The organism is Nocardia carnea NBRC 14403, assembly GCF_000308515.1.
In the GTDB taxonomy this organism is placed as follows: Bacteria; Actinomycetota; Actinomycetes; order Mycobacteriales; family Mycobacteriaceae; genus Nocardia; species Nocardia carnea.
Genome location: NZ_BAFV01000003.1, coordinates 144,618 through 168,824, shown reverse-complemented (window position 1 = coordinate 168,824; position 24,207 = coordinate 144,618). Strand labels below are relative to the sequence as shown.

The following is a 24,207-nucleotide window of genomic DNA, read 5'->3' as shown; positions in this document are numbered from 1 at the left end:
CCCTGCCAGTTCTGGTCCCGTATTCCATCTGAGACCTCGACCGTGTTTACTACCCGGCATGCAAGGACTCGCTGTGGCGCTCTTCCCAGTGGTGTTGATGCTGTTCGCCCTCGGTATGGAACGAGTGGAGAACCGTCTTCGCAAACTTGTCGAGCCCGACGAGGAGGTCCAGGCCTACCTGGACAAAGCCAGCAACGCCGAGGTCAACGAGCTCACCAAACTCGGCCTACCGGCGGCGGTCGCACGTATGCGCCGACGTCGCAACCGTAGCGAGGAGGCCGAGGAACCCCTCGATATCGCCCGGGCGAGCTGATTCGGCGCGCCCACTGCCGTGGACCGGACAGCCCCCGGTTAACCTGCCTTTCGTGGTGTCTGTCACTGCGCGTCGATAAGGCCGCGTAGACTGCACTGTCGGCCGAACTGCTTCGGTCCGACGACTACAGCCATTCCCGATAAGGAGCACATTCGTGGACGAGGCCCTCGCCAGAGCCGGCATCTTCCAAGGCGTTGAGCCCACCGCGGTGGCTGCGCTCGCCAAACAGCTGCAGCCCGTGGATTTCCCCCGCGGCCACGTCATCTTCAACGAAGGTGAACCAGGCGATCGGCTGTACATCATCACCGCCGGCAAAGTGAAGCTCGGCCGCCGTTCCCCGGACGGCCGGGAAAACCTGCTGACCATCATGGGACCGTCGGATATGTTCGGCGAACTGTCCATCTTCGATCCGGGCCCGCGTACCTCCACGGCCACCACGGTGACCGAGGTCCGCGCCGTCACGATGGACCGGGACGCGCTCAAGTCCTGGATCGATCAGCGCCCCGAGATCGCGGAGCAGCTGCTGCGCGTGTTGGCCCGCCGCCTGCGCCGCACCAACAACAACCTCGCGGACCTGATCTTCACCGACGTCCCCGGCCGGGTCGCGAAGGCGCTGCTGCAGCTCGCCCAGCGTTTCGGGACCCAGGAGGCCGGTGCGCTGCGCGTCACCCACGACCTGACCCAGGAGGAGATCGCCCAGTTGGTGGGCGCTTCCCGGGAAACGGTCAACAAGGCGCTCGCCGATTTCGCGCATCGCGGCTGGCTGCGTCTCGAGGGCAAGAGCGTGCTGATCTCCGATTCCGAACGGCTGGCCCGCCGGGCGCGCTGATTCGCACGACCGGGTTACGAGCGCCGTGGTTCACGGCGGCAGTATCGCCCGGCCACCGTGAACGGTTCTCGGGGTCGTTTGTTCGTCGGTACCCGGCTGCAGCGCAGATAGCCGGGTACCGCTGTCCTGCTCGGGACCGCCGGCGGCGCGAGCTGCCGTTCAGTCACAGACCTGACTTGTAGGCGCCGCAGAGGCGGCTTTGCCGAGTCGACGTTCAGGTCAACACCATCCGGCAGCTGATCCGCCGATGCAGACCGGCTACAACCCGCGTATCGGCTCGTGTTCGGGACGCCCGCACCGATCCGTGCACGGCCAACGGTCGAACGCGATAACCCGCTCAGGCGTCCGCTTCGGACCGCAGATAGGTGAGCTGGGATTCGACCGAGTTGCGGGCCATCGGCCACATACTCTCGTCCACATCCACGTACACCTTGCGCACCACGTCCATGGCGTCGGCGTCCGCACCGAGTTCGTCGAGCGCGGAGCGGACCTGCTCGAGCCGCTCGTGCCGGTGGGCGATGTAGTACCGCGCGACCGGTTCCAGATCCGGATGGTCCGGCCCGTGCGCGGGTAGCAGTGCCCGTCCTGCCCCCTCCTCCAGCAACCGGTCCATCGAGCGCAGGTAGTCGCGCAGTGTCCCGTCACGGTCCAGCACGGTGGTACCGCGACCCAGGACGGTGTCGCCGGACAGCACCGCGTCCGCGAGTAGGAAGCTCACCGAATCGGCGGTATGCCCAGGGGTGTGCAGCACGGTGATCCGCAGACCGGCGATTTCGATGACCTCACCGTCGGTCAGCGGCGCGACATCGCCGCGCAGGAACTCCGCTTCCATGGCGCGTACCGGCGACCCGGTCAACCGGACCAGTTCGTCGATCCCGCCGGTGTGGTCCGGATGGCGGTGAGTGATGAGCGTGAGCGCCACCGCACCACCGGTCGCCGCGGCAATTGCGGCGATATGCGTCGAATCGTCCGGTCCCGGATCGACCACTACGCAGTCGGTGTGCCCGGGAGCCCGCAGAATCCAGGTGTTGGTTCCGTCCAGGGTCATCGGCCCCGGATTGTTCGCGAGCAGTACCGCCGCGGTCGGCGTGACGGCACGCAATTTCCCATAGGCGGGATGGGCGAGTGTCATCGACGACACCTCCGATCAGAAAGCAACAGAGTCGAATCTACGGTCCACGGCGCCGCAACTCCGGTCCAGGTCCCGGACCCCGGGACAGTCCGGCGTACCCGCAGCCTCACAGCAGATTCCCACAGCCACAGGAAGGTCGGACAGATTCGCTGGGCGAAGTGACAATCCGCACTCCGCCCATTCCCTTCCGGTTCGCCCGTGTGGGGGCGCGCCTATCGGACCTCGGCGATCAATTCGACCTCGACCGGGGTGTTCTTGGGCAACTCGAAAACGCCGACCGCCGAACGCGCATGTGCACCGGCGGGGCCGAACACCTCACCCAGAAATTCCGAGGCGCCGTTGATCACCAGTGGCTGATCGGTGAACCCGGGTGCCGAGGCCACGAAACCGACGACCTTCACGATCCGCACAACCTCGTCGAGGCCCACCAGATCGTGCACGGCCGCCAGTGCGTTGAGCGCGCACCAGCGGGCCGCGAGCACCGCCTCGTCGAGCGATACCTCCGCACCGACCTTGCCGACCGCCGTCAGTTCGCCCGATACGAACGGCAACTGCCCGGAGGTGTAGACATGCGCGCCGCTACGCACCGCCGGCACATAGGCGGCGACGGGGGCCACGACCTCGGGCACCGTCAGCCCCAGCCGGTCGAGGTTCACGCGCCATTCGGTAGCGGGTCCGCTCACGTTGGATTCCCCCACGACGCTTACTGCTTCGGCCGCTTCAGGTACGCGACATGCTGCTCACCGGTCGGGCCGGGCAGCACGGTCACCAATTCCCAGCCGTCGGCGCCCCACTGGTCCAGAATCTGTTTGGTCGCATGCGTCAGCAGCGGCACGGTCGCGTACTCCCACGAGGTGATATCGCTCATGCGCACCGAGCGTACTGGGTCCCGGGCCGAGTACCGGGCGCAGGACCGGGTGTGACCGAACAGGTGCCGGGTCCCGGTGTCTGGTACACCACAGCGGGACAATCCGGAGTATGCGGGCATCCGTCCAGTCCGGGTTATAGGCTCGCGACCGTGGCAGAACCAACGACGATGTCGGAATCGGCCCACCCGGATATGAAAACCGGATGGCCCGAGCGTGCGGCGAACGCCCGGCTGCACTACGTATCCGGTAAAGGCGGCACCGGTAAGTCCACGGTCGCCGGGGCGCTCGCGCTGGCGCTGGCCGCGGGTGGACGGCGCGTACTGCTGGTCGAGGTGGAGAACCGGCAATCGATCGCGCAACTGTTCGACCTGCCGCCGCTGCCACCCACCGAAACGAAGATCGCCACCGCCGACGGTGGCGGCGAGGTCGTGGCATTGGCACTCGATATCGAGCACGCCTTCCTCGAATACCTCGATATGTTCTACAATCTCGGCTTCGCCGGGCGGGCGATGCGCCGGATGGGGGCGATCGATTTCGTCACCACGATCGCGCCGGGCCTGCGCGATGTCATCCTGACCGGCAAGATCAAGGAATGCGTGGTCCGGGTCGACAAGCAGGGCTCGCCGGTCTACGACGAGGTTGTGGTCGACGCCCCGCCGACCGGTCGGATCGCGAGCTTCCTGGATGTCACCAAGGCAATGGCCGAACTCGCCAAGGGGGGCCCGATCGCCGGGCAGGCCGAGAGCGTATCCCGGCTGCTGCATTCGGATCAGACGATGATCCACCTGGTCACCCTCCTCGAGGCGCTGCCCGTTCAGGAGACCCTCGATGCCGTGGCGGAATTGAGCGCGAACGATCTGCGGATCGGCAGTGTCATCGTCAATCGCGCCGCGCAGAGCCCGCTGAGTGCGGAAACCCGCACGGCCGCGGCCGCGGGTGAGCTCGATACCGAGGCCCTCCGCGCCGGTCTGGAAGCCGCCGGGATCACCCTGACGGCGGCCGATTTCGCGGGCCTGCTCACTGAGACGGTCGAGCATTCGACCGTGTTGAGCGCCCAGGAGCAGAGCGCCACAGACCTGCTGGATCTGGATATCGCGCGATTACAGCTACCCACCCTCGACGAGGGGATGGACCTAGGCGGCCTGTACGAGCTGGCCTCCTACCTGACGGAACAGGGAGTCCGATGAGCACCCGACCGGCCGGCCCGGCACCCCTGGACATCTCCGGCATCCTCGCCGACCCCGGCGCCCGCGTCGTGGTGTGTTGCGGTTCCGGCGGCGTCGGCAAGACCACCACGGCTGCGGCGATCGCCTTACGCGCGGCCGAACAGGGACGCAAGGTCGTGGTTCTCACCATCGACCCGGCGCGGCGACTGGCCCAGTCGCTGGGGGTCGCGGATCTGGACAACAGCCCGCAGCGGGTGGACCTGGGTCCCGAGGTCAAGGGCGAACTACACGCCATGATGCTGAACATGCGGCGCACATTCGACGAAATGGTGCTCGAACACACCACGCCGGAAAAGGCCGAACAGATCTTCGCCAACCCCTTCTACCAGGCGGTGGCCTCATCGTTCGGTGGCACCCAGGAGTACATGGCGATGGAGAAGCTGGGCCAGCTGGCGGGGCGCAAGGAATGGGACCTGATCGTCGTGGACACCCCGCCGTCGCGGAATGCGCTGGATTTCCTCGACGCACCGAAACGGCTGGGAACTTTCCTCGAAGGCCGCATGATCCGGGTCATCATGGCCCCCGGCCGGGGGGTCGGGCGGTTCGTCACCGGCGCGATGAGTCTGGCGGTACGCGGGGTATCGACCATTGTGGGCGGTCAGATGCTCAAGGACGCCTCGAATTTCCTGCAATCGCTGGAATCGCTGTTCGGCGGCTTCCAAGAGCGGGCGAATCGCACCTTCGCGATGCTGGCCAAACCCGGCACGCATTTCCTGGTGATCGCCGCCCCGGAACCCGATGCACTGCGCGAGGCATCGTTCTTCGTGGATCGGTTGTCGACCGAGCGGATGCCGCTGGCCGGGCTGGTGCTCAACCGCACCCATCCGGTGCTGTGCTCGCTTCCGGCCGATCACGCCCTGACCGCCGCCGACCGGTTGGGCGAATCCGATCCGCTGACCGCCGGAGTGCTGCGCGTCCACGCCCACCGGGTGGCAACCGCCCGGCGTGAGCAACATCTGCTGCACCGGTTCACCGGTGCGCATCCGCGGGTGCCGATGGTCTCGGTGACCGCGCTGCCGTTCGATGTCACCGATCTGACAGCGCTGCGCGCGGTGGGATCCCAGCTGGCGGGTACCGAATCCGCGGCCGTCGGCTGATCGGTCTCACAGCCGGATCTTCCGGCCGATCAATCGACCGCCGGGCATTCGGCGATTCGAATGCCCGGCGGCCGGTCGTCCAATAGGGATACGGTTACATCGCCATCTGGTGCTGGCGCTGGGCGTTGAAGAAATCCGCCCAGGAGGTCACCTCAGGATGCTGTTTGAGCAGCGCCCGTCGCTGCCGCTCGGTCATACCACCCCACACTCCGAACTCGACTCTGTTGTCCAGTGCGTCCGCCCCGCACTCCATCAGGACCGGGCAGTGCCGGCAGATCGTCGCCGCCTTGCGCTGCGCCGCGCCGCGTACGAACAACTGATCGGGATCGACTTCCTTGCATCGGGCCTGGGAAACCCAGGCGATCCTTGCTTCGGCCTGCTCTACATCCAAGCGAGCGACGGGGGTTGTCATGTGCATTTGGTGTGCCCCTTTGCCAGTCCGAACACCGGGTCACGGCGCTCCGGAATCGCGTGTACTCCGCAGCAACCCGAACCCCGCTGCGAAGTGCACCACATTCCACATTGAGTGTTAGCTCTATCACACTGAGCTCTCAATCTAGGTAAAGGTATGCCGCGAGCGCAAGACCGGATGATGACTTTTTGGTACGTCCGTCCCTGCACCCCCCGCCGCGTCGGCCGCCCCCACGCCCGAATACGCACGTCAGGCACCCTCCCCGCGATTCGCCGCACAATCGGCGAATCCGGATACACAACACCGAATGTCCACACGTCACGGACGCCGGACGGCCACCCTCTACCCTGGTGCTGTGCCGATCACACGTGCGCTCCTCAAGCTGGCGGGCAGCTGTGTACTCGCCTCCGTACTCGTTGCCGGAATGTTGTTCCCGGTCGCCGGAGGTTTCGGATTCGTCTCGAACCGCGCCGCCGACGCTGTCGACAATGTGTCGGCGGAACTGGTCGAGGGAACCGTACCGGCCGTTTCCACCATGGTGGACGCGGCCGGTAACCCCATCGCCTATCTGTACGAGCAGCGCCGCTTCGAAGTGCCCAGCGACCAGATCTCCAACGATATGAAGCTGGCCATCGTCTCCATAGAGGACAAGCGCTTCGCCGACCATCACGGTGTCGACTGGCAGGGCACCATCCGCGCCTTCCTCACCAATACCAGCAGCGGCGAGGTGCAGCAGGGTGCCTCCACGCTCGACCAGCAGTACGTGAAGAACTTCAACCTGCTGGTGGTCGCGAAAACCGATGCCGAACGCCGGGCCGCCATCGAGACCACTCCCGCGCGCAAGATCCGCGAGATCCGCATGGCGCTGACCCTGGACAAGGAGCTCAGCAAGGACGAGATCCTCACCCGGTATCTGAACCTGGTCCCGTTCGGCAACTCCTCCTACGGCATCCAGGACGCCGCCCAGACGTACTTCGGTATCGATGCGAAAGATCTGAACGTCGCGCAATCGGCAATGCTCGCGGGCATGGTGCAGAGCAGTTCGAAACTGAACCCCTACACCAACCCGGAGGGTGTGACCGCGCGGCGCAACACCGTCCTGGACACCATGATCCAGAACATCCCCAGCCGGGCCGAGGAGTTCCGGGCCGCGAAGACCCAGCCGCTGGGTGTGCTGCCGGATCCGAAAGGCCTGCCGCAAGGCTGTATCGCCGCCGATGACCGCGGCTTCTTCTGCGACTACGCGCTGCAGTACCTCGCCGAGGCCGGGCTGAGCCAGGAACAGATCCAGAAAGGCGGATACCTCATCCGCACCACTCTGGACCCGGTCGTGCAGGACTCGGTGAAACGTTCTCTCGCCGAGAACGCCGACCCGCATCTGCCGAATATCGCCGAGGTCATGTCACTGATCGGCCCGGGTAAGGACAAACATCCGCTACTGGCAATGGCCAGCAGCCGCACCTACGGCCTGGACCGGGAGGCACACGAGACGCTGCTCGCCCAGCCGTATTCGATGGTCGGCGACGGCGCGGGATCGGTGTTCAAATTGTTCACCACGGCGGCGGCCATGGAGAAGGGCATGGGCATCAACGCCCAGCTCGACGTTCCGGGCCGGTTCGACGCCCGCGGGATGGGTAACGGCGGCGCCCCCGGCTGCCCGCCCGCCACCTACTGCGTCGAGAACGCCGGTAACTACAAATCGCCGATGTCGGTGACCGAGGCGTTGGCCACCTCCCCCAACACGGCCTTCGTGAAACTCATCCAGGCCGTCGGCGTGACGCCGACCGTGGATATGGCGGTCCGGCTCGGCCTGCGCTCATACACCGAACCGGGGTCCTCCGGTTTCGACAACCAGAGCCTGGCCGACATGATCAAGGGCCAGAACCTGGGTTCGTTCACCCTCGGCCCGGTCGCGGTGAACCCGCTGGAGCTGTCGAATGTGGCGGCCACCCTGGCCTCCGGCGGGACCTGGTGCCCGCCCTCGCCCATCGCGGAGGTGATCGACCGCTACGGCAAACCGGTGCCGCTCACCGAGCAGGCCTGCGAGCAGGTTGTCGAACCGGGCTTGGCCGACACTCTGGCCAACGCGATGGGTAAGGACCACGATCCGGGCGGTACCGCCGGGGCCGCCGCCGCGGCGACCGGCTGGCAAGGGCCCGTGGCCGCGAAAACCGGGACCACCGAAAGCCACCGTTCCTCCGCGTTCGTCGGTTTCACCAATTCGATGGCGGGCGCGGCCTACATCTACGGTGACAGCCCGACCCCCGGCGAGATCTGTTCGTTCCCGCTGCGCAACTGCCCGGCCAGCGACGCCAACGGTCTGTTCGGCGGTAACGAACCGGCCCGGAGCTGGTTCAAAGCCGTCAAGGAAGCCTCGGTGAACTACCCGCCGCCGGCCCTGCCGCCGGTGGACGAGAAATATGTCCGGGGCTCGGAGAACGCCCAGGTCCCCGATGTTGTCGGGATGACGGCGGGTGAGGCGACCGGCGCTCTCACCGGCGCGGGTTTCAAGGTCACCTCGGTGACTTCGCCCGGCTCGGCGCCGAAGGGCACCGTCACCGGGTCGACGCCGAACGGTTCGGCCATTCCGGGTTCGCAGGTGACGATCTATCTCAGCGACGGGACCGTCCGGCAGGCGCCGGAGCCGGGACGTCCGCCCGCCTCGACGCCGAACGGTCCCGGCCTGCCACCGCTGCCGCCGTTCCTGCCGCCGATTCCCATACCGATACCGATACCCCGGTGATCTCCGGCGGTGCGGGCGCGGCGCGAACGTCTAGAGCCGCGCCTTCACCGCCGCCGAGACCCGGGAACCGTCGGCCTTCCCGGCAGCCAGCCCGGTCGCGACCTTCATGACCTGCCCCATCTGCCGTTTCCCCGGCCGCTCCCCCAGGTCCTCCGCGACCTGGGCGATAGCGGTATCGGCGATATCGGCGACCTCCGCGTCGGTCAACTGGGTGGGCAGATATTCGTCGATGATCCGCGCCTCGGCATGCTCGTTGGCGGCCAGCTCGCCACGCCCGGCCTGGGTGTAGATCTCCGCGGCTTCGTTGCGCTTCTTCGACTCTTTGGTGAGCACCGCGACGACCTCCGCATCGGAGAGTTCCCGGGATTCCTTGCCGGCCACTTCGGCCGTCTGCACGGCGGCGAGCAGCATCCGCAGCGTATTGAGCCGCAGCGAGTCCTTCGCTTTCATCGCGGCGGTCATATCGGCGCGTAGCCTCGTTTTCAGTTCCGACATGGGCGCAACGGTAGCCGCTGCGCCGCGCCACGCCCATCGCTTTATCCTTCCGCACCGGGCGTGTCCACCTGCGGTTATCGCATTGTTTCCCAAGGCCACAGGCCCGGCGTGGGCAAGCATGAGCAGGTAATCCGCCTGCTACGGCGCCGTAACTGTGGTTGATCACGCTGCGCACTGCGCCTGCTGGTCACCTATGCTGGGCAAATGCCCGTGATCTCGACGTCGGCCCTGCGCCGGACCGCGTTCGGCGCAGCCGGAGCCGCGGCTGCCGGAGTCGGCTACGCCTCACTGATCGAACGCAATGCCTTCGTTCTGCGCGAAGCCACCATGCCGGTACTGCGGCCGGGTTCCGCTCCGCTGCGGATATTGCATATCAGCGATCTGCACATGACCCCCGGGCAGAAGCTCAAACAGCAGTGGTTGCGAGAGCTCGACCGCCTGGAACCGGACCTGGTGATCAACACCGGTGACAATCTGTCCCACCAGAAGGCCGTACCGGCGGTGGTGCAGTCGCTGGGCCCGCTGTTGTCGCGCCCCGGTCTGTTCGTATTCGGCAGCAACGACTATTTCGCGCCGGTACCGAAGAACCCGCTGAAGTACTTCGACAAGAATCACAAGCGGGTCCACGGTGCTCCGCTGCCGTGGAAGGATCTGCGGGCGGCGTTCACCGAACGCGGCTGGCTGGATCTCACCCACATCCGCCGCGATATCGAGGTGGGCGGTATCCGGATCGCCAGTGCGGGCGTCGACGATCCGCATATGCAGCGCGACCGCTACGACACCATCGCCGGCGCCCCCAATCCGCTGGCCGATCTGCGGCTCGGTCTCACGCATTCGCCGGAGCCCCGGGTCCTGGATCGCTTCGCCGAGGACGGCTACGACCTGGTACTGGCCGGCCATACGCACGGCGGCCAGCTGTGCCTGCCCGGTTACGGCGCCCTGGTGACCAATTGCGATATCGACCGCTCCCGCGTGAAGGGCCCGTCCAAATGGGGCGCCCACACGCGGCTGCACGTATCCGCCGGTATCGGCACCTCACCGTGGGCGCCCTACCGTTTCTGCTGCCGTCCGGAAGCGACGCTGCTCACCCTGGTGGCAGTGCCGCCGAAAAAGCCCGCCACCGATTCCGGCCACGTCTCGGCCTCGCAGGCAGTGGCCAGATAGGTTTTGTCGCCCGGAAAAACGGCCTCGAGCTGCCGGTTTCTTTTCCGGACCGGACCTGGGGTAAGCTACCTCAGGTCCGCTTCACGGGGTGTGGCGCAGCTTGGTAGCGCGCTTCGTTCGGGACGAAGAGGTCGTGGGTTCAAATCCCGCCACCCCGACTCGTGTGGTCGAGACACGATTGACCCCTGATCAGTTTTTCTGGTCAGGGGTTTTCTCGTATCCGGGCCTATTTTCCCCGGTCAGTGCGGATAGCGCCGCGCCGAGTTCCGCGCCGGTGGGCAGGGCGCCCTCCGGATGGCTCATCCATTGCATGACCAATCCGTTGAGCAGGATCATGTAGAGCCCGCCGAGGGCGTGGGCGTGCGCCGGGTCCAGATCCGGATGGGTTTCGGCCAGCGAGGTCGCGAGTTCGGTGGCCCCGGTTTCGCTCAGCTCCCCCATCCGCGCTTGTTCGCTGGGCGTCCGGTGGACCCTGACCAAGTTCTCCACACTCGCTACCAGGACTTCCCGGTTGCGTTCGAACAACTCGGCGATTCCCTCCCAGACCTGCGGGAACGCGGTGGCGGGCGATTGCCCCGCGGTGGCGCGGATCCGGAGTTCGAGGTCGTCACCGATCACCCGGCCGGTCTCGTCGGTGAAGGCTTCGGTGAGGAGCCGGTCCTTGGATCCGAAGTGGTAGCCGATGGCGGCGAGGCTCACGCCTGCTTCGGTGGCGATATCCCGGGCCGTGGTCGCGGCGAATCCGCGCTCGTAGATGCAGGTGCGCGCGGCAGCCAGCAGGTCCTCCTTGTTTCCCATGAGCACACCTTAACCGCTCGTCTTAGACGTTTGTCCTAGACAGTTGTTCTACGCTTGTGTTAGACATTTGTCTAAGACGAACGATCAAACAGCTCAGCGAGGAACCCATGACCACACACGCCACCGCCCCCAGAGTGCTGATCTCCGGCGGCGGAATCGCCGGCAACGCCGTCGCCCTGCAACTGTCCCGAGCCGGTATCCGGCCGACCGTGGTCGAACGCGCCCCCGCTCCCCGCCCCGGTGGTCAGGCCGTCGACCTGCGTGGACCCAGCCGGACCGTCGCCGAACGGATGGGCCTGATGCCCGGGATCCAGCGACACCGGCTCGACGAACGCGGCATGGTCCATGTCGACAACGCCGGACACGAGATAGTCCGCATGCCCGCGGACCTCTTCGGCGGTAACGGCGCGGTCGCCGAAATCGAGATAACCCGCGGCGACCTGAACCAGGTTCTGCTCGACGCGATCTCCGATGCCGCGGGCCACCCCGGCAATCCGGGCGTCGACTACCGATACGGGGAATGGATTCGCGACCTGCACGAACACAACGAAGGTGTCCGGGTGGATTTCGCCTCGGGCGCCACCGCGGAATTCGAGCTGGTGATCGGCGCCGACGGCCTGCACTCGGCGACCCGGCGGCTGGCATTCGGACCCGAGGAACGGTTCAGCACCTACCTCGGCGCCTATACATCGTTCTTCACGATGCCGACCCCGGCCGGAATCGAACCGCACTGGATGACCATGTATTCGATGCCCGGTGGCGTCGTGGCAGGCCTGCGTCCCGATGCCGATCCGGCCACCGCCAAGGCGATGGTCATCATCCGGACCGATCCGGACCCGGCGCTGCGGGGCAATATCGCGGCCCAGCAGGAACTCATCCGCGCAAGCCTCGCCGGCGGCGGCTGGCAGACGGCCGCCATCCTCGACGCGATGGAGCGGGCCGAGGATTTCTATTTCGACGAGATCGCGCGGATCACCCTCCCGCACTGGACCACCGGACGGGTCGCGCTGGCCGGTGACGCCGGCTACTGCGGGTCGCCACTGAGTGGCCAGGGCACGGCCATGGCGCTGGTGGGCGCCTACGTACTGGCCGGGGAGATCGCCCGGCCGCCGCGCAACCCGGCCGCCGCCCTCTCCCGCTACACCGAAACCCTGCGACCGTTCGTCGAAACCGCACAGCAGTTGCCGCCGGGTGGTGTGAAAGGTATGGCCCCGCGAACAAAGACCGGAATCCGAGCGGCCCACGCCTTCGCCCGCCTCGCGGCATCCCGGCTGATGCAGCCGCTGATGACCCGCATGCTATCGGAGACCGAGAGCTACACCCTCCCGGAATACCCGGCGGCACAACCGGTACCCGACTGATCTCCCGCTCGCCTCAGTGCACTCCGGATCCGCGTTGCCCGTGGCGGAACAGTACGCCGCCGGGGCCGAACCTCGCTGGTAGCTGCGATGCCGGCCGATGCATGACCTGCATGGTTGCCAGAACCCGATTGGAAGGCACCTACGAGTCGCAAGGGGGCGGCGCCCAGCGCGGAGCACGGGTGTGGATATCGCGTAGCGGTGCTCGAATCGAACCGGACCGCGCTGCCACCCGGCGTGGACGTAACCTCACCGATTCTGCCCGCGAGCCCGGCCACGGGCAGCCGGTATACGAGGTCCGGTGGCGCGGCGGGCACCCAGGACGGGCCGGGCGGGACGGTTCGCACCGCGACCCATCCGCACCGAGAGCGCTCCGCCGACCAGCAGCATCCGCATCATGCGTTCGGCGGCATCGGTGAGCAGGTGTTCGGCATCCGCCACCGCATCGGCGAGGGCCATGGGCACCGGGATGATCGAGGCGATGGCGCCGATACCGACCTCGTGGACCGACGGCGCGCCCTCTCCCAGCGAACCGGCCAGCGCGACCACCGGCACCCCCTGCGCGCGGGACCTGCGGGCGATTTCGGCCGGCACCTTGCCGTGTGGGGTCTGCAGGTCGATCGCGCCTTCCGCGGTGATCACCAGATCCGCCAGGCCGATCCGGCGGTCCAGGTCCGCCCCGGTGAGGCCGGAGTCCAGCAGTGCGTCGAATCGGGAACGCAACGCCGCGCCCACCCCGCCGGCCAGCCCGGCGCCGAGCCCACCGGATGCGCCGGTCACCGGCCCGGTGCGCAGATCGCCGAGTGCCCGGCCGTCGCGTTCGAGTATCGCCGCCCAGTTGTCCAGCGCGAGCGACAGTGCTTCGACCTGCGCGGGTGTTGCTCCTTTCTGCGGTCCGAAAACACGCGCGACACCGCGGGGGCCGCAGAGGAGATTGTGCGGGTTACCCGCCACCACGATTTCGGCGCGGGGCAGTCCGGGGTGCAGGCCGGAGAGGTCGAGGCGCGCAGCCCGCGCGAGTTCATAACCACCACGGCCTATTTCGGAGCCGGATCGGTCGAGGATCCGCGCACCCAGTGCCTGGAGCGCACCGGCGCCGCCATCGCAGGTACCGGAATCGCCGCAGCCCACCACGATCCGCTCCGCATCCGAATCCAGCGCTGCCGCGATGAGCTGCCCGACCCCGGTTGTCGTGGTGGCGCCGGGATCTCGGCGGTCGCGCGGTACCTGCCGCAGCCCCGCGGCCGCGGCCACCTCGACCACGGCCGTCTTCGCCGCGGGGAACCCGAGCCGGGCCCACTGGGCGCGCACCGGAATATTCACCGGCCCAGTGACATCGAGGTGACGCAGTGTGCCACCGGTCGCGGCGGCGAGCATGGCGGCGGTGCCCTCGCCGCCGTCGGCGATCGGGGCGAGATCGACGTGCACGCCGGGCAGCACCCGGCGCAGACCCGCGGCAATGGCGTGCGCCACGGATTCCGCCCCGAGACTTTCCTTGAATCCGCTGGGTGCCACGAGGATGCGCTGCGGAACGGTTACCGACATGGTGGTGCCTTTCGAGAGAGCCGACCGATCGGGTCAGGGGGTGGGACTCAGACCCAGCTGCGGCCAGACCCAGACCGCGAACGCAAGGAGTAACGCCACCGACAACGGGGCGAGGACAGCGGAGTACCGCAGTAGATGTTCGGGCCGGTACCCCGGAACGGTCTCGGATGCGGCGAAGACGGCCATCGGTTTCGCCGAACTGGTCATCGTGTGGCAGAAACCGGCCGCCGCCGTCGACAGGAAGGCCGCTGCCGCGGCGTCCACGCCCACCGCCGGGGCGGTCGCGACGATGATCGGCACGAGCACGGCCGACCTGGCCGAACGTGACTGGATCATCAAATGGGCGAGTAGGGAGACGACCACGGTCAGCACCAGAAAGACCGCACCGGCAGCAGTTCCCAGTGAGCGCACCGGATCGAACACGAGTCCGGCGAGCCAGGCGGATGCGCCGGTAGTCGTGAGGGCGATACCCAGGCACAGTGTGGCGGCCATGAACAACAGCAGCGTCCACGGGATCGTTTTCGCGGCCGCGGGCAGCGTGGTTGCGCCTATCCTCGGCGCGGTCGCGAGCAGGGCGCCGAGCACGGCGATCACCGCCGGGTCCACACCGTGCAGAGCCTCGGTGCACCACAGCACCACAACGGCCGCGAGCACACCGAGTACCCGGCGCTGAGCGGCGGACAGTGGCCCCCGCACGTCAGCACCTGCCGTCTCGGCGAAGGCGGAGGCGGGCACGGTGAGCGGTGTGCGGCGCTCGGTGCGGTCGGCGAACAGCGTGAGTGCGATTTCCGCGGCCAGATGCGACCACACCACCGCAAGCGGGAGGCCGAGGATCAGCCACTGTACGAAGTGATAGCCCTCACCGGTGGCGGTCGCGACGATCTCGCTGGTGATGAGATGCGCGCCCGCGCCGAGAAGGGAACCCACCGCGGAGAACAGGATGACCGAGGGAACCCCCACCGCGAACGCCAGCACAAGCTGGGGCCGATGCCGCAGCACCGTGGCGAGGGCCAGGAAAACCGGTAGCGCCAGCGCGGCGCGACCGGAGGTCGCCGGAATTGCGAAAGTGGTCACCAGCAGGACGGCCGTGAGCAGATGCATCAGCTGCCGCGGGGTCCGGGCGACGGTGAGAACCCGTGCGGCGATCCGCGCCGACAAACCGCTCGCGGTGACCGCAGCCGCGATCACGAACGACCCCACCAACAGCCAGATCACCGAATCACCGAGAGTTCCGGTGAACGTCTCGGTATCTATCGGTCCGGTGACGACGAGCGCCACCGCCGCGCCGAGCGCGACATAGGTGTCGGGTACCGGCGCGAAAACCCACATCCAGATCGCGGCCACGAACACCACTAGCGTGATCAGGGCATCGCGGCCGAGGTCACCTGCTGCCGCGGCGGCGAGAAAGCCCAGGCAGACAAGGATTCCCGCAATTGCAGCCAGCAACGGCGCCCATGCGGGCTCACGCGCGGGTGATCCGGCCGGTGGGCGCCGGCGCGGCACGGTCCGGAATTCGGTCGCTTCGACGTCCGCCCGACGTTGCGCTGTCATGAGAGGCGGTATCCCATCCCGCGCACGGTCTGCAGACGCTGGGCCCCGATCTTGCCCCGTAGCGCCCGCACATAGACATCGACCACGTTGGAGGCGGGGTCGAAATCGTAACCCCAGACCTGCCCGAGGATCTGCTCTCGGCTCAGCACCTGGTCCGGATGCCGTAGAAATACCTCGAGCAGGCCGAATTCGCGAGCGGTGAGATCCACGGTCCGGCCGTCGACATGTACCCGCCGGGCGCGTAGATCGAGACCGATACCGTTGTAGGACAAAGAAGCCGACGGCGTGCCCGCGGTCGTATCGTCCTGGAGGCGCAACCGGACCCGCGCGAGGAGTTCGGCGAACTGGAACGGTTTGGTCATGTAGTCGTTGGCGCCGCCCTCCAGCCCGGCGACCGTATCGTCGACACTGTCGCGGGCGGTGAGCACCACCACCGGGGTCCGCACACCTTCCCCGCGTAACCGTCGCAGCACGGTGAATCCGTCCATCGAGGGCAGTCCGATATCGAGGATCACCATGTCGAAGGCACCGGACCGGGCCATCAGCAACGCGGTTTCGCCGTCGCCGACATGCTCGGTGGTGTATCCGGCGGCTCGCAGGCCTTTGCCGACGAACGACACGATGTGCACATCGTCCTCGGCGATCAGGATCCGGCTCATCTCCTACCCCTTGCGTTCGTGCGGATCGGCGGTATCGCGGTGTGCGGGATATGCCGGATCGGCCGGCAGGTCGAGACCGAATGTGGCGCCGTCACCGGGCACACTGCGCACCCAGGCCGACCCGTGGTGCGCGTCGGCGATCGCGCGGACGATGGCCAGGCCGAGCCCCGCACCGGCCCGCCGGTCCGCGCCGGAACTATCGGCCGGGCGCCCACGCCGAAAGCGTTCGAAGATCACGGGCGCGTCTTCGGGCGCCCTGATCCGATATCCACAACGACAGGGTGCGATCCGGTTCGGTCCCGGTGAACCGGGATCCCAGCTGCACGGTCGTCCCGTCCGCCGAATGCGCGACCGCGTTCGCCGCGAGCTGCAACATCGCCTGGGTGACCCGCTGCGCGTCGATCCACGCGGTGCCTTCGGCCACCTCCATCAGATGCCAGCGCCGCTCCCCCAGCGGTTGCACCTTGGATTCGATATCCAGCATGGTCTGTGCGATATCGACGGGGCGCCGGACCACGAAATCCGGCTGTTCGGCCTTGGCCAGCATCAGCAGGTCGGAGACCAGCCGCCCCATCCGGTTCAGTTCGGAGTCGACGAGGGCCAGCGTGCGGCGCCGTTCCTCGGGGTCTTCGGAGAGCAGTTCGAGATGCCCTCGGACCACCGTGATCGGCGTGCGCAGTTCGTGGCCCGCGTCGTCGACGAATTGCCGCTGGGTCGTATAGGCGTGTTCGAGGCGGTCGAGCATATCGTTGAAGGTCTCCGCCAGCGCCGCGATATCGTCGCGTCCCTCCACCGGAACGCGAGCGGTGAGATCGGTTTCGCCGATATCGGCGGCCACCGCGCGCACGGTGCGCACCGGCAGCAGGATGCGTCCGGCCACCAGATAGGCGACCCCGGTGGTCAAGGCCAGTCCGGCCAGCGATACCGCGGCGATGGTGCGCATCGTCCGGTCCACACCCGCGCGTCCGACCTCGGTGAACGCGGCCACCACGAACGATCCCCGATCGGCCCCGGATTCGACGTCGACGCGACCCCACCGCATCTCCCCGGCCGGGGAGATGACCACCCCCGAGGTCCGGTCCGCCGCTGCTGTCGCGGTGAACAGGCCCGGATCGGCGGCCACCGGCACGGGCAGGTCGCCCCGGATACCACCGAGCTGCCTACCGTCCACGACGCCCACCATCACCTCGCCCTCGATCGGCGACTGCCGCAGCAGATAGGTCTCGAGCAGCCTTTCCACCGAGGTGAACGGCTGCGTGGTGGTCGGGTCCACGCCCTCGGCGGCGAAGGTCCGGAATTCGTCGGCTTCCTGCGCGATATCGGCGTTCGCCCGGGTGTTCACATCGCGCAGCAGCAGGTTACGGGCGGTTACCAGCACGACGACCAACAGCAGGAAGGTCGTGAGCATGATCCATGCGGTGATCTTCCAGCGGGCCGGCAACCGGGAGCCGCGCCGCCGGAGTATCCGCGAGCCGGCCGCTGCCGGGCGGAGATCTGTGGTGTGGGGTTCGGGCGCTGGTTGCCGCAGGGTCGGCTCCGTGGTGTCGGCGGATCGCGCGGGGTCGAGATCAATCATCGTCGCCGGACGGCCCATCCATGTCGGGCTGGTCATCCGCGTCGTCGTCGAATCCGTCATCGTCGTCATCGTCCAGTTGCGGTGCGGGCGCCGGAGCAGCCGGTCCGGGTGGCGGAGCAACAGGTGCCGGAGCCACCCGGCCCGGCGCCGGAGCGGGCGCCACCGGACCGGGGGCAGGGCCCGGGGGTGCCGGCGCGGGAACCGTGGCGTCCGGACCCGGCGGCGATACCGCACCCTCCTGTGCACCCGGGGCCTGCCCGTCCGAGCCCGAACCCGGCCCCGTGTCCGGTGCGGCCGGCGATTCCGACCCGTCCGGCGCCACACTCACCGACACCGAGGACGGATCGAGCTCGGGTTCAGGCGAACGGGTCAGGGCGAAGCTCACCAGCACCACGGCGGCGGCACCTGCGAGGACGAGAGCGGCGGCGAAAGAACGAGAACCGGACATAACAGCCACTATGCCCAACTCTGATGACCCTGCCGTGAGGCGTAGATGAGGATTTCTTCATCACGGACACGAACGACCGGCCGGACGATTCGACACTTTCTCGTCCGGCCGGCCGCTGTTCACAGGCGCTGCCGTACCGATTCTCGAACGGTTACCTTTCGCGGTGCCGGACCGGCGGACGACTGTGCGCCCGGTCCGCCACTGAGCATCCGGAAGAGCCGTACGGTGCGACGGCTGCCGATCGGACCGGTCACCCCGCGAGACCGGTCCGATCGACGACGCCCTGCCCGTGGGCCGGTCTGTCACCCCACGAGACAGACCGATCCACCCGGTCGGCCTACTCCCCCGTTGCGCCGACCGGCCCCGTTCCCCCGTGCTGGTTCCGGTTCCCCTCCCCGGTCACCGGACCACCACACCCCCGCGGATCCCCCACGATTCCCCCGGATCCGTACTTTCCGAGATGCGTACCGGGTCCTCCCCAGACACCGGTTCGCATCCCGCCCCCTCCTTCGGCGGCGTCGCGACTACTGGCGGGTGTCGACGACGCCGGGCTCGGTGCGACCGTCCTGGATCAGGTATCCGGGCGCATACAGTTCGGCGATCGGCTGGGTGATCATCAACGGGTTTCCTCTTCGCGGTGTGAGTGCCGGTGTGTTCTCCGGCGTGACTCAACAATGCGGCCCCGCGCTTGGCGCCCCCTTAACGTGAACTTATAACGCTGAGAACACGATCCGTCACAGTGCAATCAAGGTCGTGGAACGGGTTGTGCGGGTGTCCCGCGGGCCGGGTATCTCGGGCATCATGGAGGGCATCCGCTACGACAAGAGTGGGAGTGTCGATGGATACGTTGGTCCTATGGGCGCTGGCCTCGGTGGTCTATTGGTTCGGCCTGCTGTAGCCGCGCCCGTACCGACATCGTGAACGGCACGACAGGAGTGCCACTGGGCGTGACGCCCCTGATCGATCCCGGATCGATCAGGGGCGTCACGTATCTGCGCCGGTGCCACGCAAGCCGATACCGGCCCTGCCGGCAGTCCGGCATTAGGGTGTGCGCATGGCGCGTTTCGGTGGGCTCCTGGCGGGAGTCGCAGCGGTAACACTGGTGGTGGGGCAGGTTTTCGTAGCTCAGGCGCAGGCCGCGCCGGCGCAGGTCGAATGCGCGGTGAGTTCCGGTCGGGAACCGCAGCGGGCGCAACCCGAGCAGGTGGGCCTGGACGCGCAGCGGCTGACGGACGCACTGGCCTTCGCCGGTGGCCGGAATCGGTTGAATGTGCAGGTATTCCGGCACAACTGCCTGGTGGGCGAGGGCCCTGCCAACGAGCAGACGGGGCATATCCCGTGGAATGTGTGGAGCGTGACCAAGAGTGTGGTCTCACTGCTCACCGGGATCGCCGCCGATCGAGGGCTGGTCGATATCGCGGCCCCGATCGACCGCTATCTGCCGCCGAGTCTCGGCGATCCGCGCCGCCGCGCGATCACGGTCGAGAATCTGCTCACCGAAACATCCGGTATGCGCACCGGCGTGGTGACCGAGGGCATCACGGGAGCTGTCCCCATAGATCCCAACAGCGCTGTTCAGGCGCTCGGCGTACCGCTGGATCACGAACCCGGCACCGTGTTCACCTACAGTCAGCGCACGGTGGACCTGCTCTCGTATGTGGTGGAGCTGGCCGTCGGCGAACCGCTACAGGAGTTCGCGCAGCGAGAGCTGTTCACGCCGTTGGGGATCGAACGGGGTGACTGGTATTGGGCGCGGGACCGCAGCGGTCACACCTACGGTTACGCACATCTGCTGATCCCACCGGACGATCTGGCCAAGCTGGGGCTGCTGGTGGCCAACAACGGCGACTGGAATGGGCAGCAGGTCGTATCCGCACAGTATCTGTCCCGCGCGACCACCCCGTCCCGGGCGAACCCGTGCTATGGCTATCTGTTCTGGCTGGGATCGACCTGCGCGGAGAATCCGTCGTTCCTGCCGCCGGATACCTACGCGATGTCCGGGATGGGGTTGCAGAACGTCTTCGTCGTGCCGAGCCTGGACCTGGTAGTGATGTGGACCGGCGTTTTCGGCAATGTCAGCAAGTACGGTCCGGCCGGGATCATCCAGAACTTCGAGGAATTGCCGCACGAATTCTTCCGGCGACTCATGGCAGCGTTCCAGGAACCACCCGTCGCCGATCCCGGCCCATACGTGGAGCCGCCGGTGAAAGCGGATCCGGATGCCTACATCGACACCGAAATCCTGCTGGCAGTCTTCGGGATCGGCAATTCGGCGTATCCGGGCTGCGATGTGTTCGCGTGTCTGAGCGAACCGCTGGCGGCCCCGTTCACCGACGCGCCGCCCGGTTGTGTGCTGCTGGCCTGCGTCGGGCCGGATCCACGGACACCGGGAATCCACTGAGCCCGCTGTCTCCCCGGCACGGGTCGCGCCGGGGAGACAGGCTCGTCGTCACCGATCGGCGAGCAGGACTTCCGCGATCTGGATGGTGTTGAGCGCGGCGCCCTTGCGCAGATTGTCGCCGGAGATGAACAGCGCCAGACCGCGCCCGTCCGGCACACCCGGATCCTGGCGGATACGTCCGACCAGGGATTCGTCCTTACCCGCGGCGGCCAGCGGCGTCGGCACATCGGCCAGCTGCACACCGGGCGCCTTCGCCAGGATCTCCTGGGCCCGCTGCACCGACAGCGGATCGGCGAATTCGGCGTTGATCGACAGCGAGTGGCCGGTGAACACCGGGACCCGCACGCAGGTGCCACTCACCAGCAGCTCCGGCAGACCGAGAATCTTGCGGCTCTCGTTGCGCAGCTTCTGGTCCTCGTCGGTTTCGCCGGAACCATCGTCCACCAGCGAACCCGCGAGCGCGAGCACGTTGAAGGCGATGGGTGCCACGTACTTGTTCGGGGCCGGGAAATCCACGGCGCTGCCGTCGTGGGTGAGTTTCTCGGCGTCGTCGATCACCGCGCGGGTCTGCGAGACGAGTTCCTCGACGCCGGCCAGCCCGCTACCCGAGACCGCCTGGTAACTGGACACGATCAGGCGCTGCAGCCCGGCCGCGTCGTGCAGCGGTTTGAGCACCGGCATGGCGGCCATCGTGGTGCAGTTCGGGTTGGCGATGATGCCCTTGGTGAGATTGCGGGTCTGTTCCGGATTGACCTCACTGACCACCAGCGGGACATCCGGATCTTTACGCCACGCCGACGAATTGTCGATCACCGTGACCCCGGCCGCCGCGAACCGCGGCGCCTGCACGCGCGACATGGTCGCGCCCGCGGAGAACAGGGCGATATCCAGGCCGGCGGGGTCGGCGGTTTCGGTGTCCTCCACGACGATCTCGCCGCCGCGCCACGGCAGTTTCTTCCCGGCCGAGCGGGCCGAGGCGAAGAACCGCATCTCATCGGCGGGGAAATCACGTTCTTCCAGGAGTTTGCGCATCACGGCGCCGACCTGTCCGGTCGCGCCGACCACGCCTACACGTACACCCATCGGTTATCGCCCCGTTCCGGCGTGCACGACGGCGACCTCGTCGCCGCCGAGATCGAAGGCGCGGTGCAGGACCTGCACGGCGTCGTCGAGTTCGGTGTCCTTGACCAGTACCGAGATGCGGATCTCGGAGGTCGAGATGAGGTCGATATTGATACCGGCCTCGGCCAGCGCCTCACAGAAGGTGGCAGTGACCCCGGGGTGGCTCTTCATACCGGCGCCGACCAGCGACACCTTGCCGATGTGATCGTCGTAGAGCACCTGCGAGAAGCCGATCTCCTCCTGGTGCCCGGCGAGCATCTCCACCGCCCGCTGACCGTCGGAACGGGGCAGGGTGAAGGTGATATCGGTCTTCCCGGTCTCCACCTTGGAGATGTTCTGCAGGACCATATCGATGTTGATCTCGGACTCGGCGACGGCGCGGAACACCTTGGCGGCGTATCCGGGAACGTCCGGTAGCCCGACCACGGTCACCTTGGCCTCGCTGCGGTCGTGCGCGACGCCCGTGAGGATTGCTTGTTCCAAGGGAATGTCCTCCATCGATCCGTATACGTAGGTGCCCGGCTTGTCGGTATAGGACGAGCGCACATGCACGGGCACGTTGTAGCGGCGCGCGTATTCGACACAGCGCAGCATCAGCACTTTGGACCCACAGGCCGCCATCTCCAGCATCTCCTCGTAGGAGACCTGCTCGAGTTTCTGCGCGTCGGCGACGATGCGCGGATCGGCGGTGAATACTCCGTCCACGTCGGTGTAGATCTCGCAGACGTCGGCTTCCAGCGCGGCCGCCAGGGCGACGGCGGTGGTATCCGAACCGCCACGCCCCAGCGTGGTGACGTCTTTGCTGTCCTGGCTCACGCCCTGGAAACCCGCGACGAGCACGATCGTGCCCTCGTCGAGAGCTTCCTGCACGCGGCTGGGCGTCACGTCGATGATCTTGGCCTTACCGTGCACCGATGTGGTGATCACGCCGGCCTGGGAGCCGGTGAACGACCGCGCCTCGGCGCCGAGAGTGTGGATGGCCATGGCCACCAGTGCATTGGAGATGCGTTCACCGGAGGTGAGCAACATATCCATCTCCCGCGCGGGTGGCGCGGGAGCGACCTGTTCGGCCAGGTCGAGCAGTTCGTCGGTGGTGTCGCCCATGGCCGAGCAGACCACGACCACGTCGTGGCCTTGCTTCTTCGTCTCGACGATCCGTTCGGCGACGCGCCGGATCCGGTCGGCCGAGGCGACCGAGGATCCTCCGTACTTCTGGACAACGAGTGCCACGAGGGGTCCTCCAATGTCGGCGAACAGGCGATCAGTGCATAAGCGTACCGAGCCCGCTGTGCATGTTCCGGCAGTATCCGCCCTGGCTGTGGAATAACACACAGCCGTGCGACGTCACGTTTACCGCGCCGGACAACCGCCCGACGCGCGGGCGCCCGACCTCGCCCCGGGGCCGGCCTCAGCCGCGTTCGAACCAGGTGACCTGCGCGCCGTTACCGAACTCCTTGCGCCGCACGGGAGTGAACAGCGCCGGCCGGAACGCCCCGCTGATGATCGGGACACCCGCACCGGCCGATACCGGATAGCTCTTGACGATCAGCTCGTCGATCTCGCCTATCAGTGCCCCCGCGAGTTTGCCGCCCCCGGCGAGCCAGATGTCCTTACCCTCCGGACCTTCTTCCCGCTTGAGGCGCTGCACGAGTTCGACGGGGTCGGTGCGGACGAGTTCGATCTCGGGATCGTCGATCCGTTCGAGCGTGGTCGAGACGACGTACTGCTTCATATGCGGGTAGGGGCTGGCGATGCCGGCCTCGAGGGCCGGATCGTAGGTTCCGCGGCCCATGACCAGGGTGTCCCAGCGCTGGTTGGACGTATCGACGGGCAGGCCGACGAGTTCCCGGATATGGCGCGGGACCGTTTCCGGATAGCGGGCATTGATCCACTCCATCATGTCGTCGGCGACCGGGTAGAAGTCGACTTCCCCGCCCGGACCGGCGATATAGCCGTCGATGGATGAGCCCACGTAGTAGGTCAGCTTTCGCATGAGGTCCCGCCTGTCCATATCACTCTAATTGAAGTGGTTTGAATATAGTACTACGATTGCAGTGGTGTCAAGAATCGCTCCCCGGCGGCGCATATCGACCCCGGTCGAACAAGTAATAGCCATACGATTTGGGTTGTGATACCCGACACGATCACCGAATAATGGAAATCATGATGGCGAATGTCGGAGACCGCTTGCATGTGCACGGGCACACCGTCGGGCAAAGTGATCACGAAGGGGAGATCGTCGAAGTACGCGGACCGGAGGGATCACCGCCGTACATCGTGCGTTTCGACGACGGCCACGAGTCCCTGGTCTTCCCCGGACCGGACGCCACGGTCGAACATCCACACTGAGCTCGCCCACCCCGGAATCAGGCCCTGAGCAGACGCCCGTAGTTATTTACGAGCCGCATGCCCACGGGCCGGGCACCTTAATCTCACCGGGCAGCGTGTTGACGATCACGCGCCGACCGG

24 protein-coding genes and 1 tRNA gene are annotated in these 24,207 nt (G+C 67.0%); 10 read left to right on the top strand and 15 right to left on the bottom strand.

Annotated features, from left to right (window positions below; genetic code table 11):
* Positions 1-73 precede the first annotated feature (73 nt).
* Together ON22_RS01290 and ON22_RS01285 are read left to right on the top strand one after the other, a co-directional pair.
* Positions 74-313, top strand: a complete 240-nt coding sequence (locus tag ON22_RS01290; protein WP_081595241.1) for a hypothetical protein — start codon at positions 74-76, stop codon at positions 311-313.
* A gap of 154 nt (positions 314-467) precedes the next feature.
* Positions 468-1,142 (top strand): Crp/Fnr family transcriptional regulator, encoded by a 675-nt coding sequence (locus ON22_RS01285; protein ID WP_033243926.1) that lies wholly within the window; start codon positions 468-470, stop codon positions 1,140-1,142.
* A gap of 337 nt (positions 1,143-1,479) precedes the next feature.
* Here ON22_RS01285 and ON22_RS01280 read toward each other — a convergent pair whose 3' ends face one another.
* The 3 genes from ON22_RS01280 to sp36 form a co-directional block, all read right to left on the bottom strand.
* Positions 1,480-2,274 carry an MBL fold metallo-hydrolase gene (locus ON22_RS01280; RefSeq protein WP_033243925.1) on the bottom strand — a complete coding sequence of 265 codons (795 nt, stop codon included), beginning with the start codon at positions 2,272-2,274 and terminating at the stop codon, positions 1,480-1,482.
* 212 nt (positions 2,275-2,486) lie between these two features.
* On the bottom strand, positions 2,487-2,957 hold the full coding sequence (locus tag ON22_RS01275) for a RidA family protein (protein ID WP_051157043.1): 471 nt from the start codon (positions 2,955-2,957) through the stop codon (positions 2,487-2,489).
* Positions 2,958-2,977: 20 nt separating this feature from the next.
* The gene (sp36, locus tag ON22_RS36245) at positions 2,978-3,142 is read right to left on the bottom strand and encodes a Sp36 family protein (protein ID WP_086007639.1); all 165 of its coding nucleotides are present in this window, start codon (positions 3,140-3,142) and stop codon (positions 2,978-2,980) included.
* A 168-nt stretch (positions 3,143-3,310) separates the two neighbouring features.
* Between sp36 and bagA the strand changes: the two genes are divergently transcribed.
* On the top strand, positions 3,311-4,330 hold the full coding sequence (gene bagA, locus ON22_RS01270; RefSeq protein ID WP_033243924.1) for an ATPase BagA: 1,020 nt from the start codon (positions 3,311-3,313) through the stop codon (positions 4,328-4,330).
* Positions 4,327-5,466, top strand: a complete 1,140-nt coding sequence (bagB, locus tag ON22_RS01265) for an ATPase BagB (protein WP_033243923.1) — start codon at positions 4,327-4,329, stop codon at positions 5,464-5,466. Before bagA ends, bagB begins: the two co-directional genes overlap by 4 nt.
* 94 nt (positions 5,467-5,560) lie before the next feature.
* Here bagB and ON22_RS01260 read toward each other — a convergent pair whose 3' ends face one another.
* Positions 5,561-5,884 (bottom strand): WhiB family transcriptional regulator, encoded by a 324-nt coding sequence (locus ON22_RS01260; protein ID WP_033243922.1) that lies wholly within the window; start codon positions 5,882-5,884, stop codon positions 5,561-5,563.
* Positions 5,885-6,233: 349 nt separating this feature from the next.
* Between ON22_RS01260 and ON22_RS01255 the strand changes: the two genes are divergently transcribed.
* Entirely contained in the window at positions 6,234-8,621 is a 2,388-nt protein-coding gene (locus ON22_RS01255; protein WP_033243921.1) for a penicillin-binding protein, read from the top strand.
* Positions 8,622-8,651: 30 nt separating this feature from the next.
* Here the strand turns inward: ON22_RS01255 and ON22_RS01250 are convergent, their stop codons facing one another.
* On the bottom strand, positions 8,652-9,116 hold the full coding sequence (locus tag ON22_RS01250) for a GatB/YqeY domain-containing protein (protein WP_033243920.1): 465 nt from the start codon (positions 9,114-9,116) through the stop codon (positions 8,652-8,654).
* Positions 9,117-9,320: 204 nt separating this feature from the next.
* On the opposite strand from ON22_RS01250, the gene ON22_RS01245 reads away from it, so the two are divergent.
* Positions 9,321-10,280: a metallophosphoesterase gene (locus tag ON22_RS01245; protein WP_033243919.1), complete on the top strand. Its 960-nt coding sequence runs from the start codon at positions 9,321-9,323 to the stop codon at positions 10,278-10,280.
* Between the two features lie 84 nt (positions 10,281-10,364).
* Positions 10,365-10,438 (top strand) — tRNA-Pro (locus ON22_RS01240).
* A gap of 31 nt (positions 10,439-10,469) precedes the next feature.
* On the opposite strand, the gene ON22_RS01235 is transcribed toward ON22_RS01240, so the two are convergent.
* The gene (locus ON22_RS01235; RefSeq protein ID WP_051157031.1) at positions 10,470-11,078 is read right to left on the bottom strand and encodes a TetR/AcrR family transcriptional regulator; all 609 of its coding nucleotides are present in this window, start codon (positions 11,076-11,078) and stop codon (positions 10,470-10,472) included.
* A gap of 107 nt (positions 11,079-11,185) precedes the next feature.
* On the opposite strand from ON22_RS01235, the gene ON22_RS01230 reads away from it, so the two are divergent.
* Positions 11,186-12,439 (top strand): FAD-dependent monooxygenase, encoded by a 1,254-nt coding sequence (locus ON22_RS01230; protein ID WP_033243918.1) that lies wholly within the window; start codon positions 11,186-11,188, stop codon positions 12,437-12,439.
* 246 nt (positions 12,440-12,685) lie between these two features.
* On the opposite strand, the gene ON22_RS01225 is transcribed toward ON22_RS01230, so the two are convergent.
* Genes ON22_RS01225 through ON22_RS01205 form a run of 6 tightly spaced genes read right to left on the bottom strand, consistent with a single transcriptional unit; the run spans position 12,686 to position 18,215 of the window.
* Positions 12,686-13,981, bottom strand: a complete 1,296-nt coding sequence (locus tag ON22_RS01225) for a glycerate kinase family protein (RefSeq protein WP_051157030.1) — start codon at positions 13,979-13,981, stop codon at positions 12,686-12,688.
* Between the two features lie 33 nt (positions 13,982-14,014).
* Entirely contained in the window at positions 14,015-15,532 is a 1,518-nt protein-coding gene (locus ON22_RS01220; protein WP_033243917.1) for an SLC13 family permease, read from the bottom strand.
* Positions 15,529-16,191 (bottom strand): response regulator transcription factor, encoded by a 663-nt coding sequence (locus ON22_RS01215; RefSeq protein WP_033243916.1) that lies wholly within the window; start codon positions 16,189-16,191, stop codon positions 15,529-15,531. Before ON22_RS01215 ends, ON22_RS01220 begins: the two co-directional genes overlap by 4 nt.
* Before the next feature lie 3 nt (positions 16,192-16,194).
* Positions 16,195-16,428 carry an ATP-binding protein gene (locus ON22_RS38685; RefSeq protein ID WP_425339832.1) on the bottom strand — a complete coding sequence of 78 codons (234 nt, stop codon included), beginning with the start codon at positions 16,426-16,428 and terminating at the stop codon, positions 16,195-16,197.
* The gene (locus tag ON22_RS01210) at positions 16,388-17,827 is read right to left on the bottom strand and encodes a sensor histidine kinase (RefSeq protein WP_425339831.1); all 1,440 of its coding nucleotides are present in this window, start codon (positions 17,825-17,827) and stop codon (positions 16,388-16,390) included. The genes ON22_RS38685 and ON22_RS01210 overlap by 41 nt, the downstream gene beginning before the upstream one ends.
* Positions 17,760-18,215, bottom strand: a complete 456-nt coding sequence (locus tag ON22_RS01205) for a hypothetical protein (RefSeq protein WP_051157029.1) — start codon at positions 18,213-18,215, stop codon at positions 17,760-17,762. Before ON22_RS01205 ends, ON22_RS01210 begins: the two co-directional genes overlap by 68 nt.
* Before the next feature lie 1,054 nt (positions 18,216-19,269).
* On the opposite strand from ON22_RS01205, the gene ON22_RS01200 reads away from it, so the two are divergent.
* Positions 19,270-20,616, top strand: a complete 1,347-nt coding sequence (locus tag ON22_RS01200) for a serine hydrolase domain-containing protein (protein WP_033243915.1) — start codon at positions 19,270-19,272, stop codon at positions 20,614-20,616.
* 48 nt (positions 20,617-20,664) lie between these two features.
* Here ON22_RS01200 and ON22_RS01195 read toward each other — a convergent pair whose 3' ends face one another.
* From ON22_RS01195 to ON22_RS01185, 3 genes are all read right to left on the bottom strand, one after another.
* Positions 20,665-21,699, bottom strand: coding sequence for an aspartate-semialdehyde dehydrogenase (locus ON22_RS01195; RefSeq protein WP_033243914.1), 1,035 nt, complete (start codon positions 21,697-21,699; stop codon positions 20,665-20,667).
* Positions 21,700-21,702: 3 nt separating this feature from the next.
* Complete coding sequence (locus ON22_RS01190) at positions 21,703-22,968, bottom strand: aspartate kinase (protein WP_033243913.1); 1,266 nt, start codon at positions 22,966-22,968, stop codon at positions 21,703-21,705.
* A gap of 178 nt (positions 22,969-23,146) precedes the next feature.
* Entirely contained in the window at positions 23,147-23,731 is a 585-nt protein-coding gene (locus ON22_RS01185; protein WP_033244475.1) for a dihydrofolate reductase family protein, read from the bottom strand.
* A 173-nt stretch (positions 23,732-23,904) separates the two neighbouring features.
* Here ON22_RS01185 and ON22_RS01180 point away from each other — a divergent pair, with 173 nt between their 5' ends.
* Positions 23,905-24,087, top strand: a complete 183-nt coding sequence (locus ON22_RS01180) for a DUF1918 domain-containing protein (protein ID WP_444543641.1) — start codon at positions 23,905-23,907, stop codon at positions 24,085-24,087.
* The last annotated feature ends 120 nt before the right edge of the window (positions 24,088-24,207 follow it).

Excerpts from the sequence above, each read along its gene's own strand:
- ON22_RS01280 (WP_033243925.1), bottom strand. The coding sequence starts at position 2,274 with ATGACACTCGCCCATCCCGCCTATGGGAAATTGCGTGCCGTCACGCCG.
- sp36 (WP_086007639.1), bottom strand. The coding sequence starts at position 3,142 with ATGAGCGATATCACCTCGTGGGAGTACGCGACCGTGCCGCTGCTGACG.
- bagA (WP_033243924.1), top strand. The coding sequence starts at position 3,311 with ATGTCGGAATCGGCCCACCCGGATATGAAAACCGGATGGCCCGAGCGT.
- bagB (WP_033243923.1), top strand. The coding sequence starts at position 4,327 with ATGAGCACCCGACCGGCCGGCCCGGCACCCCTGGACATCTCCGGCATC.
- ON22_RS01260 (WP_033243922.1), bottom strand. The coding sequence starts at position 5,884 with ATGCACATGACAACCCCCGTCGCTCGCTTGGATGTAGAGCAGGCCGAA.
- ON22_RS01250 (WP_033243920.1), bottom strand. The coding sequence starts at position 9,116 with ATGTCGGAACTGAAAACGAGGCTACGCGCCGATATGACCGCCGCGATG.
- ON22_RS01245 (WP_033243919.1), top strand. The coding sequence starts at position 9,321 with ATGCCCGTGATCTCGACGTCGGCCCTGCGCCGGACCGCGTTCGGCGCA.
- ON22_RS01235 (WP_051157031.1), bottom strand. The coding sequence starts at position 11,078 with ATGGGAAACAAGGAGGACCTGCTGGCTGCCGCGCGCACCTGCATCTAC.
- ON22_RS01230 (WP_033243918.1), top strand. The coding sequence starts at position 11,186 with ATGACCACACACGCCACCGCCCCCAGAGTGCTGATCTCCGGCGGCGGA.
- ON22_RS01225 (WP_051157030.1), bottom strand. The coding sequence starts at position 13,981 with ATGTCGGTAACCGTTCCGCAGCGCATCCTCGTGGCACCCAGCGGATTC.
- ON22_RS01220 (WP_033243917.1), bottom strand. The coding sequence starts at position 15,532 with ATGACAGCGCAACGTCGGGCGGACGTCGAAGCGACCGAATTCCGGACC.
- ON22_RS01215 (WP_033243916.1), bottom strand. The coding sequence starts at position 16,191 with ATGAGCCGGATCCTGATCGCCGAGGACGATGTGCACATCGTGTCGTTC.
- ON22_RS01210 (WP_425339831.1), bottom strand. The coding sequence starts at position 17,827 with ATGACGGATTCGACGACGACGCGGATGACCAGCCCGACATGGATGGGC.
- ON22_RS01205 (WP_051157029.1), bottom strand. The coding sequence starts at position 18,215 with ATGTCCGGTTCTCGTTCTTTCGCCGCCGCTCTCGTCCTCGCAGGTGCC.
- ON22_RS01200 (WP_033243915.1), top strand. The coding sequence starts at position 19,270 with ATGGCGCGTTTCGGTGGGCTCCTGGCGGGAGTCGCAGCGGTAACACTG.
- ON22_RS01195 (WP_033243914.1), bottom strand. The coding sequence starts at position 21,699 with ATGGGTGTACGTGTAGGCGTGGTCGGCGCGACCGGACAGGTCGGCGCC.
- ON22_RS01185 (WP_033244475.1), bottom strand. The coding sequence starts at position 23,731 with ATGCGAAAGCTGACCTACTACGTGGGCTCATCCATCGACGGCTATATC.
- ON22_RS01180 (WP_444543641.1), top strand. The coding sequence starts at position 23,905 with ATGGCGAATGTCGGAGACCGCTTGCATGTGCACGGGCACACCGTCGGG.